Source organism: Rhodococcus koreensis (assembly GCF_017068375.1).
GTDB lineage: Bacteria > Actinomycetota > Actinomycetes > Mycobacteriales > Mycobacteriaceae > Rhodococcus_F > Rhodococcus_F koreensis.
This window is the reverse complement of record NZ_CP070609.1, coordinates 85,957-98,468: the sequence shown is the minus strand read 5'-3', so window position 1 is coordinate 98,468 and position 12,512 is coordinate 85,957. Positions and strand designations below refer to the sequence as shown.

Annotated in this window: 11 protein-coding genes; 1 reads left to right on the top strand and 10 read right to left on the bottom strand. The window is 66.2% G+C overall.

The genetic code is table 11. The annotated features are described in order from the left end of the window. Positions 1-310: 310 nt before the first annotated feature. The 10 genes from JWS14_RS00430 to JWS14_RS00385 all read right to left on the bottom strand — a co-directional run bounded on the left by JWS14_RS00430 (position 311) and on the right by JWS14_RS00385 (position 11,271). Positions 311-1,621: an amidase gene (locus JWS14_RS00430; RefSeq protein WP_241031196.1), complete on the bottom strand. Its 1,311-nt coding sequence runs from the start codon at positions 1,619-1,621 to the stop codon at positions 311-313. Continuing rightward, positions 1,618-2,571, bottom strand: coding sequence for a PDR/VanB family oxidoreductase (locus tag JWS14_RS00425; RefSeq protein ID WP_206015881.1), 954 nt, complete (start codon positions 2,569-2,571; stop codon positions 1,618-1,620). The genes JWS14_RS00430 and JWS14_RS00425 overlap by 4 nt, the downstream gene beginning before the upstream one ends. A 4-nt stretch (positions 2,572-2,575) precedes the next feature. Further along, entirely contained in the window at positions 2,576-3,082 is a 507-nt protein-coding gene (locus tag JWS14_RS00420) for an aromatic-ring-hydroxylating dioxygenase subunit beta (protein WP_206012236.1), read from the bottom strand. Next, positions 3,072-4,355, bottom strand: a complete 1,284-nt coding sequence (locus JWS14_RS00415) for an aromatic ring-hydroxylating oxygenase subunit alpha (protein ID WP_206012235.1) — start codon at positions 4,353-4,355, stop codon at positions 3,072-3,074. Before JWS14_RS00415 ends, JWS14_RS00420 begins: the two co-directional genes overlap by 11 nt. After that, positions 4,352-4,633 (bottom strand): hypothetical protein, encoded by a 282-nt coding sequence (locus JWS14_RS00410; RefSeq protein ID WP_206015880.1) that lies wholly within the window; start codon positions 4,631-4,633, stop codon positions 4,352-4,354. Before JWS14_RS00410 ends, JWS14_RS00415 begins: the two co-directional genes overlap by 4 nt. 20 nt (positions 4,634-4,653) lie before the next feature. Further along, the gene (locus tag JWS14_RS00405) at positions 4,654-6,000 is read right to left on the bottom strand and encodes an MFS transporter (RefSeq protein WP_206012234.1); all 1,347 of its coding nucleotides are present in this window, start codon (positions 5,998-6,000) and stop codon (positions 4,654-4,656) included. A gap of 121 nt (positions 6,001-6,121) precedes the next feature. Next, complete coding sequence (locus JWS14_RS00400) at positions 6,122-6,889, bottom strand: IclR family transcriptional regulator (RefSeq protein WP_206012233.1); 768 nt, start codon at positions 6,887-6,889, stop codon at positions 6,122-6,124. Beyond that, a complete protein-coding gene (locus JWS14_RS00395) occupies positions 6,886-7,551 on the bottom strand; it encodes a TetR/AcrR family transcriptional regulator (RefSeq protein WP_206012232.1) in 666 nt (221 codons plus the stop codon). The genes JWS14_RS00400 and JWS14_RS00395 overlap by 4 nt, the downstream gene beginning before the upstream one ends. Beyond that, a complete protein-coding gene (locus JWS14_RS00390; protein ID WP_241031195.1) occupies positions 7,535-9,961 on the bottom strand; it encodes a glycoside hydrolase family 3 protein in 2,427 nt (808 codons plus the stop codon). Before JWS14_RS00390 ends, JWS14_RS00395 begins: the two co-directional genes overlap by 17 nt. A gap of 41 nt (positions 9,962-10,002) precedes the next feature. Beyond that, positions 10,003-11,271 carry an MFS transporter gene (locus JWS14_RS00385; RefSeq protein ID WP_241031194.1) on the bottom strand — a complete coding sequence of 423 codons (1,269 nt, stop codon included), beginning with the start codon at positions 11,269-11,271 and terminating at the stop codon, positions 10,003-10,005. A 445-nt stretch (positions 11,272-11,716) separates the two neighbouring features. On the opposite strand from JWS14_RS00385, the gene JWS14_RS00380 reads away from it, so the two are divergent. Next, positions 11,717-12,274 carry a nuclear transport factor 2 family protein gene (locus JWS14_RS00380; RefSeq protein ID WP_206015878.1) on the top strand — a complete coding sequence of 186 codons (558 nt, stop codon included), beginning with the start codon at positions 11,717-11,719 and terminating at the stop codon, positions 12,272-12,274. The last annotated feature ends 238 nt before the right edge of the window (positions 12,275-12,512 follow it).

The window sequence follows — 12,512 nt, the reverse complement described above, 5'->3', positions numbered from 1 at the left end:
CTTCGTGCGGCACTGCGGCCGCGGGAGTGTCGATGCCGCACGGGCGCGGTCGATCTCGATGGCTCGCGACGAACTCGTGCTCTTCCCGATTTGGAACATGACAATGCGCCATTGTCAGGTGATGATGGAAGTGAGAGTCCGACGAGGGGGCGCCGTGACGTACGACCCTACCGATGACCAAACCTGCCGGCCGCGCTGGAACAGATCGACAAGGCCAACACCCGACTGGCGCGCAACACCGGTCGAAGGCAGACCCTGATCGACTCCGTTCGCAACGGGACTGATAGGCGGCTGCGCCTGAAAAGGGCCCTCACACCGGGCGACGACTGCTCTTTTCGATGCAGATCCCGAGGGACAGGAGTTGCTCCACTCGACTGGGGTGTCCGATGAGCTGGATGCCGAGCGGCATGCGCTGCCCGTCGAGACGGCCGGGGACCGTCAGGGCTGGGAGGCCTAGTAGTTGCCACGGTCGGCTCAATATGGGTGACCCGGTGGCGGACAGACCCTCGGGTGCTGCGCCGGGGGCGGCGGGGCCGATGATGGCGTCGACGTCGGCGAGCAACGCAAGTACTTCAGCTTGTGCCCGTACGGAAATTGCGAGAGCGTCGCGATAGTCGTCGTCAGCGATGTTGCGGCCGAGCGCCAGGAGATCGTTGAGTGGTGCGCTCAGTTGTGTGGGGTGCTGGCCTTCGAGGGCCAGCGCTCGGGAGGCCTCGTATGCCATGACGGTGCCGTGTGCTTCCACTAGCAGTGGTGTGATTGCGGGCCAGTCGTAGTCGACGAGTTCGGCGCCCTCGGCGACGGCCGCATCGACTGTGCATCTCACTGCCGTCTGCATGTCGTCGGAGATGTCGGCGAGTTCTTTGCCGGACCAGACCGCGAGCCGGGGGCGCTCCAGGTTCCGTACCGGGTCGGCGGGCCTGTCCTGGCCGGTCAGTGCCAGGTAGGCGAGTCGGAGATCGGTCACGGTGCGGGTGAGAATCCCGGCCGCGTCGAGGGTGTGGGACAGGCCGGCGAACCCGGTGGTGTCGAGTGGTCCGCCGACCGGTGCGACGAGTCCCGCGATACCGCAGTAGGACGCGGGCCGGGTCAGCGAGCCGGCTGTTTGGCTGCCGAGGGCCAGCGGAACCATACCGGCTGCGACCGCGGCCGCGGACCCACTCGAGGAGCCGCCTGGTGTGTGCGAACGACGGTGCGGGTTCCGGGTGGGGCCTGGTGCGAAGTAGGCGAACTCGGTAGTGACCGTCTTGCCCAGCGGGATCGCTCCGAGTTCCCGGAGCCGGGCGACGAGGGGTGCGTCGTCGTCGGCCACTCGACCTCGCCGCAACGGTGAGCCGCACTCGGTGGGCAGGCCTTTGAGGTCGATGATGTCCTTGACTCCGAAGGGTATTCCGTGCAGTAGTCCGCGTCTCGGCGCGTGGTCGAGTGTGCGTGCTGCGTCGAGTGCTCCTTTTCGGTCGACGCGAACCCAAGCTTGGATGCTGGGCTCGGTGCGGTCGAGTCGTTCCAGTGCGTCGGCGACCGCCTCGCTGGGGAGTAGGTCACCGGCGTCCATCCGAGTCGCCAGGGTGGACAGACTCGACTCCACGTCTCGTTGCGGTCGTTCATCGGGGGTGGTCACAGTTCGAGTACCAATCGCGCGGTCGTGGCCCGTGACACGCAGGTGGCGATCTGGTCCCCGGCTTCCTTCTCTTTGCGGGTCAGGCAGTTGTCGCGGTGGTCGGGCGTACCGTCGAGGACGGTCAGTACGCAGGTGCCGCAGATGCCCTCCCGGCAGGACGTGTCGACGTCGATGCCGGCGTCGCCGAGCACGTCGACGATGCTTCGCCCTGGTGGCACGGAGAACACCTCCCCGGTGTCGAGTTCGACCTCGAACTCGCCGCCGTCGTGGGTGGTCGGTTCCAGAGCCTGGAAGTGCTCGATGTGGACCTGCTCCTCCGGCAGCGATTGCGTGGCAGTGTCGACGACACGCTGCATGAACTCCTTGGGGCCACACGCGTAGACGTGGGTCCCGGGGCTGATGTCGGTGAGGATGCGCGCGAGGACCGCGGGTTGCTCTCCGCGTTGGACGCCGAAATGGAATTCGACCGACGGCGCGAATGAGGCACCCTCGAGCAGGGGAACGAACGCCGCCCCCTCCCGGTTGGAGGCGAAGTAGTGCAGCCGAAACGGGGAACCGTCGGTGGCCAACCGGTAGGCCATGCTCAGCAGGGGGGTGATACCGATCCCCGCCGCAACAAGGACGTGCTCGTCGGCTGTCGGGTCGAGTGCGAAGAGGTTGCGCGGTTCGCTGATCGTGAGTTCGTCGCCCACGTCGACCTGGTCGTGCAGGGCCGCGGACCCGCCTCGGGAGCAGTCCTCCCGCTTGACCGCGATCTGGTAGCTGTCGGTCTGGTCGGGTGGGCTGCACAGTGAGTACTGGCGGGTGATTCCGCTCGGACCGGTGACGTCCACGTGCGCTCCCGCCGCATAGGGTGCGAACGGTGCGCCGTCGCTGCGGCGCAGCGAAAAGCTTTTCACTGCTTCGGTTTCGGTGACGATATTGTTGACGGTGACTGTGATCATGCAGATTTCCCTACAGCAGGAATCCGGACGCGTTGACGGCGTCCGTCGAGTTGATCAGCCGGACGATCTTCCGCTCGATGAGGGGCGCGGGGCCGGCGATCCGGATGTGGTGTGTCACGTCGGCGGCGAGGACGAACGTCGCCTCGCGGCGATAGCCCACGAGTACCTGTGCGGAGCTGAGTTCGACGGTTTCGTCGTCGAGGTGGTCTATGACGAAACGGGACAGGGTCCGTACGGTGCGCGCGGCGGCGGTTGCGGAGATCGAGTGGCCGGCGGTGAGCCGTTCGATCCTCATCCGGCGCATGCGGTCGTCGTCGTAGACCATGTTCAGTGATGCTTCGAAGTCGTCGGTGTCGGGGTCGATCGGGATCACGTACCGGCCGTCGGGTGCCCAGAGCAGGTCCCAGTCCTCGTACCGTTTGCGGTCGAGTAGTCGGGCTTCGCGCCAGATCAGTTCGATCGCCCGAGCGATCCGAGGATCGGAGAGTTGTGCGGTCTCAATGGTTTCAACGGACATCGGTCATCATTGCCTTCCACATCGTGTACGCCTCGCGCATGCCGGTTTCGTCGGTGGCGTGGGAGACGCGCCCTTTCGCGTCGTCCTGCTCCCGTGTCAGTCCGCGGTTCACCAGGATCGGGAGTCCGGGTCCGGCGGCGGCGCCGCGTTGGACGCGGTCCCAGGCCTCGGAGTCGTCGGGGCTGCCGAATCCGAACGGCCCCTGGAAGTGCTCGTGGATCCGGAGTCTCTCGCGGTTGACGACCTCGGGGCCTCCGTCGAGGCCGAGGGCGAGATGTCGGATCTCGGTCTCGGTCACGGAGATCGGGCGCAGGGCGCGGACGAATGACATCGACATCGCGACGTTCGGGAAGAGGTTGAGGTTGAATCCGGCGCCGTGCATCGAGCGGACGATGCGCCGGACCTGATCGGCGGGCATGGTCTTCGACAGCTCGTCGACGATGTGGCGGAACCGTTCCTGTAGGGGTTCGGATCCGTCGTCGTCGTCGAGGTCGACGTGTTCGGGCACCATGATCATCACACTGTGTCCGTTTCCGAGGGAATGGGTCACGGCGTGTTCGTCGGTCATGAACGACAGCATGTTCGCGGTCTCTTCGTCGACCGACGACATCCAGGATCGATGGACGATGGGGAAGTGGTAGCCGTCGGTGGTGTTCTCGAGCTGGATTTTCCAGTTGCCGTTGAATCGGAACTTGTGTTCGCCCTGCACCTTGATCGGGTAACCGGCGCCCTGCTTCATGAACAGGTCGATCCAGTGTTTCGCCGGTCCGAGGAAGTCGGCCAGCGGCTCGACGTCGGGGTTGGCGCTGGCGAAGATCATCCCGGCGTAGCTGTCCACCTGCAGGCGGTGCAGCGGGAAGTCCTTCTTTTCCAGGACGTCTTCGTAGCCGTCGGGGTAGGGGATCCCGCGGAGCTTCCCGTCCAGGGCGTAGGACCATGCGTGGTATGGGCAGGTGAAGCCGTTGGCGTTGCCGCGCGGGGTCTCGCAGACACTTGCACCGCGGTGGCGGCAGCGGTTGAGCAGCACGTTGATTCCGCCGCGGCGGTCGCGGGTCACGATCACCGGCTGCCTGCCTACCGTGGCGGTCCGGAAGTCTCCGGCGTTCGGGATCTCGCTCTCGTGCGCCACCCAGACCCAGGTCCGGTTGAAGATGCGGTCCATCTCCAGCTCGAACAGTTCCGGGTCGGTGTAGAGGGAGACGTCCACGCGGTCGGGGTGAACCAGATCGGTGATGTCGGGACCGGTGTGGTCCTTGTCGATGGAGGTGGTCATGATGTCGTTTCCTGTGGGTTGTCGGATATGGCTTGTTCGGACCAGGTGGCATGTGCGGTCCAGTAGTCGCTGCCGTCGGCCCTGATGCCGTGCTGCCATTCGGTGGTTCTGCGGAGGGCGGGTTCGACGGTGGCGCACGCGGCGTCCGCGCCGTCAGGGCCCTCCTCGACGGCACCCCAGTGGACCCAATTCACTTCTTTGCCGTCGCTGTCGTGCAGGAAGAGATCCACGTGGAGCCAGCCGTAGCGCCGGATGTCGCGGTAGCAGGTGAGGAGCATCGTGCGGCCGTCGCGCGCGGTCACCGCGAGATCCTTTCCGGCGTGGGGTCGTGGTCTCCGATCTCGCTCGGGGATTCGGTGTCGTCGATGTCCGTCGCGTTGGTCTCGGGTGCAGCGGCCACCGCGATCACGGTGATGAGACCCATGCCCACCATGAACAGTGAGATCGGCCATGACATCCCCGCCCAGGCGAACAGTGCGGTGGCGATGATGGGCGAGAAGCCACCGGCAACAACCGAGGCCAGTTCGTGTCCGAGGGCGACGCCGCTGTAGCGCACGCGGCTGTCGAACAGCTCGGTGAAGAAGGCGGGCTGGGTGCCGATCATGGCACCGTGGCAGATGACGACCGCGACGAACATGGCGAGGAACACCAAGACCGGTTCACGCGAGTCCAGCATTGCGAAGAAGGGGTAGGCCCAGGCGATCATCGCGATGGCACCCCCGAGATAGACCGGACGGCGTCCGATGCGGTCGGAGAGCGCTCCCCACAGCGGCATGGCGAAGGACTCGACGAGCATGCCCGTGACGACTGCAGTGATAACGAGTCCGGTCGACAAGCCGATCTTCGCCGCGTAGGCGAGGCTGAAGGTGAGAAAGATATACAGTGCGCCGTTCTCGGCGATCCGCGCCCCGAAGGTGATGAGAATGGACTTCGGTTGGGTGCGGATGACCTCGAGGACGGGAAGTTTCGCCTTCTTCGGGGAGGTGGCCTGTTGACGGGCGGCGGGTGTTTCCATGACCCGCAGCCGGATCAGCAATCCGACCGCGGTGAGGACGATGCCGGCGATGAACGGGATCCGCCACCCCCAGGCGAGGAACGATTCCGGTGTGGTGAATGCCTGCACGAGCGAGTACGCCGACGCGGAGAGCACGAATCCCAGGCCGACCCCCGTCTGAGACCACGCGGAGTAGAAGCCGCGGCGGTGCGCGGGTGCCTGTTCACTGACGATCAGCACACCGCCGCCCCACTCACCGCCGACCGCGATGCCCTGGATGATGCGCAGCCCGATCAGCAGCGCCGGCGCCCAAATACCGATCGCCGCGTAGGTGGGGAGGACACCGATCAAGAAGGTGGCCACACCCATGATCATCAGCGTGATCACGAGCATCGATTTGCGTCCCGCACGGTCACCGAAGTGGCCGAAGATCACACCGCCGAGGGGGCGGGCGAGGAAGCCGGCGGCGTTGGTGCCGAATGCGGCGATCGTTCCCACGAGAGGGTCGAAGTTCGGGAAGAAGAGCGTGTTGAACACCAGCGCGGCGGCCGTGCCGTAGAGGAAGAAGTCGTACCACTCCAGGGCACTGCCGACCAGGCTCGCGATCGCCGCTGTGCGCACCTCACTTCGGGTGCGCTTCGGTCCTGCCATTGTTGGTCCTCCATCGGCTGTTTTCGAGATCGACAACTGCTGTTCAGCTGCAGCGATTGTTCATGCCGGAGTCATCGAAGAAAATGCAATCGGACCGCTCTTCGGACCGAAAAGTCTGACATCATGATTTGTTTACACCGGCGAAATCTCGTGACAGGGCCCGCGCGGCCGCGGTGACGACCGGCGCCAGACGTGCGACGGGCACCCGGTCGATGGGCCCGACCACGGTCAACGTCGCCACCGCAATGTCGGCTGAGAACACCGGTGCCGCGACAGCCCCGTAGCCAACGACGAGTTCCTGGCGATCGACCGCGTATCCCTGCCGTCGTATCTGCTCGAGCTCCGCGTCCAGCACAGCAGGATCGGTGATGGTCCACCGCGTTCGTTGCCGCAGGGTGGACCCGAGAACGCGGTCGCGAATCGAGGGGTCCCCGAACGCGAGGAGAGCCTTGCCCGATGCACCACAGTGGAACGGCACCCGCCCCTCCACCTGGGTGAAGGTGACACCGCCACCGCGCTGGCTGAAGTACTTCTCGGCGAAGAGCACATTCCGGTCGCCGGGGAACCCCAGCACGACGGTCTCGCGGGTGGTGACCGCGAGATCCTCGAGATACCGCGCGGCGATCAGTCTCAGATCCCGGGTGCGAGGTACGCGCTGACCCAACTCGAAAAGTAACGGCCCCAGCTCATAACGACGGCCTTGCCGGTTGAGTAGGCCTACCTCGACCATCTCGCTGGCCACCCGGTGAACGCTGGTCTTGGCGAGGTCGGTGCGCCGTGCCAATTCGGACAGACCGAGGACGGGTGCCCCGGTGTCGAAGGCATCCAGGATCAATCGAACCTTGCGCAGCAAGGAGTCCCCGTCCGGCTCACCCCGCCGAGCCGTCATTGCCCGGTGGCCTCGTCCGGTTGCCCCACCGTGCCCCACCGGGCCCGCAGTCCCGCGACGTGTGCAGAGAATTCGTCGACCATCGACACCCGATCGGGCCGCACCAGCCACTGTTGCTGCAACCCGTCCACGACCGCGATGGTGGTGCGAACGAGCACCGAGACCGGCGCATCGGCACGCATCTCGCCGCGCGCCTGAGCAACGCGGACCGCGTCGGTCAGCCACGCCTCCATTCCGTCGTAGTGGTCTTGGACCCACTGGTGGGCGGGGTGATTCTCCTCGATTGCCTCCGCAGACAGACGCACGAACAACTCGACCAGATGGCGACGGGTCGAATTGCGGGCGACCAGGGCCTCGAGCGCGTCGAACGCATCCCACCCGAGCGGTGCCTCGCCGTCGCCGGTGGTGAGGAACTCCCCGTCCTCGGCGCCGCGTTGCTCCAACACGGCCGCCAGCAGTGCCGTCTTGGTCCGGAAGTGATGCAGCAGACCGGACTGGGACAGCCCGGTCTGCGCGGCCACTTTCGCGATGGAGGTTCCTCTGTATCCGGAGGTGGCGAACAGATCGGTCGCTGCCTGCACGGCCTTGGCCCGGGACGCCTCCCCGGCCAAGGCGCGCAACGATTTCGCGCGCTGCGAGTGATAGCTAGGCGGGAAGGACATCCTTGCTCCTTTGTCTTGTCGGCAGTGCCGGTCGTGTGAGCCTGACGTCGCCGAGGCCACGGGCGATCAACACCTCGCCGGTCAGAGGGAGGAGCTGCCAACCGTTCTCGTGCCACCGCCGGAGCACCCGTCGGTCGACGGGGACGTCAACGGTCACGGTGGCACCGGGAGCGACGTCGATCCCGGACCACCCGATCAGCCGGACCGGCTCACCCTCCGGCCGCCAGTACACCTGCACGACCTCACGGCTCGTGCGGGACCCCACGTTGGTCACCTCGACCCGCACGCAGCGGAGATGGTCGTCGACGATCACCTCGGCGTTGCCGTAGGCCCAGTCGCCGTAGCCGAGGCCGTGTCCGAACCAGAACAGCGGCTCGGTCGACCACCCGCGGTGTCCGACGGAAAGACCTTCCGCGTAGCGCACTTCCCCGCGGTCGGGAACCGGCGACCATGCCGGCCCCTCGCCGTCCCGCACCGGAAACGTGGTGACGAGCCGACCGGCCGGTTCGATTGCACCGGACAGCGCGGCGGCGACAGCGTCGCCGGCCTCCTGCCCGGGCAGTCCGGCCCACAGCACGGCGTCGACGCGGTCGAGCCACGGCATCAGAACGGGGGTGGCCGCGTTGACGACCACCACCGTCCGTTTCGCGGCCGCCGCCACCGCCGCGACCATCGCGTCCTGTTCCCCGGGGAGCGCGAGGGTGATCTTGTCGACCTCTTCGCTCTCCTGCTCCGGGGTCAGCCCGACCACCACCACCGCCACGTCCGCCTGCCGTGCGGCTTTCGTTGCCACACCGATCGCCACCGCGGGTGGTTTCGTGGCCACGCGCGCCGCGAGCCCGAGGATCGGCCGACCCGGTGCGGGAGTGGCCACCGCGGTGATGATCGCACCCGGCTCGAGATCGAGAGTCACTGTGCGGTAGGGCAACCGAAGTACCTCGCCGGCGTCGTCCACCCGATCGAGGCGGATCTGCTCGTAGTGGCCCGGTGTCGTGAACGTCCATTCGCCGCGGCCGCGCACACCCACCTGGACCCGCGTGGTTTCCGGGAGGACGATCTCGGCGCTGAGTTCGATGGTCGTCGCCGAGTCGAGCCAGGAGTCTTCGCGCAGCGAGACCTCACTCCAGTCGACGTGACGAGACTCGAGCACCTCGCCTCGCTCGTCACGGGTGGTGACCCGCATCCCGTACCGGTGCGTCTCGGGATCGCGCAACAGGTGCGGTGCCGCGGCGAGCGGGTCCGTGCGCACCTCGACCCCGTCGACCACGGACACGCGATCGGGACCGAATGCCTGGACGATGCCGTCCGCGATGCTGACCACGTGTGGCGGCCGTACCTGCGACGATCCAGCGCCCTGATCGGTCGTCTCCGTCGCGTGCCGGCCGATGACGGCGACCGTGCCGGTACCTGTCAGCGGCAGCGTCGCCCCCTTGTTGACGAGGACCGTCATACCGCCGGCGGCCAGACGACGCAGGGTGCTGCGCCGCTGGGGGCTGTCCGGTGCCGGCACACCGGACGTCCACTGCCGCTCCGCGCCGAACGCACCCACTCGGCCCGCCAGGCGCAGGAGACGGCGCACGTGGTCGTCGAGGATGGACTCGGCGACCGCACCGGCGCGCACCGCATCGACGAGGGCATCTCCCCAGGGGCCCGCGGGGCCCGGCATCGTCAAGTCCAGTCCGGCATTGGCACTCTCCGCGGTGGAGTACGTGGCGTACCAGTCGGACATGACCAGCCCGTCGTAACCCCACTCGCCCTTGAGGACGCCGTCGAGGAGGCGGGCATGCTCGGTGGCAGGGGTGCCGCCGATGGAGTTGTAGGCGGCCATGACCGCCCACGGGTTGGCCTCGGACACCGCGATCTCGAAGGGGAGCAGGTAGACCTCCCGCAGGGTCCGCTCGTCGACAATGGCATTGGCGGTCTTGCGATCGGTCTCCGATTCGTTGGCGACGAAGTGCTTGATGGTCGCGCCGATCCCGTTGTCCTGCAGACCCTTGATGTAGGCGGACGCCAGTACTCCGGTGAGGAGGGGATCCTCGCTGAACGACTCGAACAGGCGACCGGCGAGTGGAGTGCGGTGCAGGTTGACCGTCGGTCCCAGCACGACGTGTACCCGCTGAGCCTGCGCCTCCTCGGCGAGTAACGCGCCGACATCTGCCGCGACGCCGGTGTCCCAGTGCTGGGCCAATAGGGTCGCGTTGGGTAACAGGCAGGCGATGCGGCCGCCGGTGAAGCGGTCACCGCGCACCCCGGTGGGTCCATCGGAGAGCACGATCTCGGCCAGGTCGATGGACGGGTCCGGGTGGAGGGTGAAGTTGGACGCACCCGTCAGCAACCGAACCTTGGACTCGACGTCCATGGTTCCGATCGCCGTGTCGATTCGGGCGTCCAGGTCTGCCAGGGGGTGCACTTCTGCATCCTTTTCGTGTCGAGGGACGTCCTGCGCGGCCACTAGCGCACCTTCCTGATCGGGACGATGAGGAGCGCGCCCACCGCGCAGACGGCCGCGGCGACACTCAACAGGAGGTCGTAGTTGTGGCCGCCGACGCCGATGAGAAGCGCACCGATCCCCGGTGCGAGGGTTTGGGGCAGGACGTTGGCCATGTTGAGGACGCCGAGGTTCTTCGCCGAGTCGTCCTGTCCGGGGAGAACATCGATGACGAGCGCCAGGTCCACTCCCATGTAAATGCCGAACCCGAGCCCGAGCACCACCTCGGCGACGTAGAAGCCGCCCGCAGTGTGGGCCTGCGTCAGCATCACCAGTCCGATCGAGAAGATCACGCTGGCGGTGATGACGAACGGCTTCCGTGTGCCTACCTTGTCCGAGAGCCACCCCGCCGCCTGGCCGGCCAGCGCGAGCGTCACCGTGTACAGCAGCACCCCGGTGGCCATCACCGCGGTGGCGCGGGCGAGCGACAGGTCCAGTTCGTACTGCATGTACAGCAGGCGGTACGTCATGAACAGATACAGCGCCATGGTGATCATGAATCGGGATGCCCAGGCGTAGGCGAAGTCGGGATAACGACGCGGCGAGAGCCAGAAGGTCTTGAGAACCGCACGCAGACCTTCCCGTGGCGGACGCGCCTGGAGCGGTCGATCCGGGAGCAGGAGGAGGAACGGCAACAGGAACACGATGCCGATCACGGCAGGGACCAGGAACATCAGCAGCATGTTGGCGACGAGGAACTGCGCGACGTAGGCGGCACCGAGTTTGCTGCTCTGCTGCATGACGCCGATCAGTCCACTCACCCGGCCTCGCTGGGCCGGCGGGATCTGGTCGGCGATCGAGGCCATCAGCGCCGCCTGGGCGGCGTTGGCGAACGCCTGCGCCGCGAACCACGCGATCGCGATCCCGACGACATTGGGAACAAGAGCGAGCACGAGCTCGCTCACTGCGAGACCCACGATGCCGATGAGAAGCCACGGTCGGCGGCGACCGAATCGTCCGGTGGTCCGGTCGCTGATCCGGCCGAAGATCGGGTTCGCGAGAAAGGCGGCCAGCGCACCGATGCTGCTGACGGTGCCGAAGACGGCAATCACGTTGTCGGTGCCGACGAGGGACTGCACCTTGATCGTCAGGCTCGCCGTGACGGGTGTGAGCAGTGCGATCGACAGCCCGAACTGCGCGAGGGCCATCGCAGCCACCAGCTTCGCCGGTGCCTTTTCGGTCGGTGGGGAGAAAGCGGCATCGACGGGGACAGCCTCGTCTGTGGTGGTCATGGATCCTCCTTTGAGGGCCCGCGCGCTGCGCGGGCGGAGTGGTGCGAGCATACAGACCGAGTACTCGGTCTGTATGAGTGAGCGAGTCGAGCCGGACTGGAATAGGGCGTTGGTTCGCCCAGTGCTCTCGCGGAGAGGAGAAGAGGACCTCCGCGTGGTCGGGGCCACAAGACTGTGGCCGCAGGATGAACGGAAAGCAACGGCAATGGTCCGCCTAACGGACCGATGACACCCGGTCGAGCAACCTTTAACACGCCCGAAACCGAGGCGAGTGGAGATCGGCGCCGATCCGGGCGTGGGCGTCACGCCCACTCGCGAACATCGCCGCGGAGTGAGTACAGTACTTCCGTCACACGACTCAGATATTTCGCCTGATGGCACGCCTACCTCGAAAACGAAGCCACAGAGGGCTTCCGGCGGCGAACGGGCAGCGGGAGGAGAATCCATGGCGAATGACGCCACAATTGCTGCACTGATCGACCGCATCGAGGTGCTCGAAGCCGAAGCGGAGATTCGCCGGATACAAGCGCGCTACATGTTCCTCTGCGACACTCCTTGCCCCGAATTCGGCGTTGCCGATGATGCACACCGAATCGACCTCATTCTCGATCTCTACGCAGTGGACGCGGTCTGGGAAGGTGTCGGCGAGTATTACGACAACCAGTTCGGCAGGGCCGAGGGACACGCCGCGATCCGCGCGCACTTCGAAAGCTTTTGGGGTGACAAGCGTGACCCAGCACTGTTGCTCAATGCCCACTATCTGACGTCGGAGCAGATTCACGTCGACGGCCACGAGGCCACGGGGCAGTGGATCCACATGCAGCCCTGGCTGTTCTCCGACGGCCGGTCGCTGCTGCGGTCGAGCCGACTCAACAACGCCTTCCGCAACATCGACGGCATATGGAAGATCACGCGGACACGAACGGAGAACGTCTTCATTTCGTCGCTGCCACATAACTTCGCCGAGACGTACCCGACAACCTCGGTTCTGATGCGGCCCTAGGGAAGCCGCGCCTCTGTACACGCCGTGCGTCCGCCGACATACGCCGTGCCAAAGCAATGGATACGGAATCGGCTGGGAGACAGTCCTTCGCGGTGTCGGGGCACCACGAGGGCGATCATTCCGCGAGCCTGATGTGAGGGCAGGCGCGCCTGGCAGCGGACGAGCTGTAGGTGCCGTGCAGGTGCGCGATGATCTCTGCACCTACAGGAAAAACCCTGCCGACAAGACGAATTCACCG

Bases quoted from the DNA above. Each gene is read 5' to 3' on its own strand.
- JWS14_RS00415 (WP_206012235.1), bottom strand. From the start codon at position 4,355: ATGACCACCTCCATCGACAAGGACCACACCGGTCCCGACATCACCGAT.
- JWS14_RS00385 (WP_241031194.1), bottom strand. From the start codon at position 11,271: ATGACCACCACAGACGAGGCTGTCCCCGTCGATGCCGCTTTCTCCCCA.
- JWS14_RS00420 (WP_206012236.1), bottom strand. From the start codon at position 3,082: ATGTCCGTTGAAACCATTGAGACCGCACAACTCTCCGATCCTCGGATC.
- JWS14_RS00405 (WP_206012234.1), bottom strand. From the start codon at position 6,000: ATGGCAGGACCGAAGCGCACCCGAAGTGAGGTGCGCACAGCGGCGATC.
- JWS14_RS00410 (WP_206015880.1), bottom strand. From the start codon at position 4,633: ATGCTCCTCACCTGCTACCGCGACATCCGGCGCTACGGCTGGCTCCAC.
- JWS14_RS00400 (WP_206012233.1), bottom strand. From the start codon at position 6,889: ATGACGGCTCGGCGGGGTGAGCCGGACGGGGACTCCTTGCTGCGCAAG.
- JWS14_RS00395 (WP_206012232.1), bottom strand. From the start codon at position 7,551: ATGTCCTTCCCGCCTAGCTATCACTCGCAGCGCGCGAAATCGTTGCGC.
- JWS14_RS00380 (WP_206015878.1), top strand. From the start codon at position 11,717: ATGGCGAATGACGCCACAATTGCTGCACTGATCGACCGCATCGAGGTG.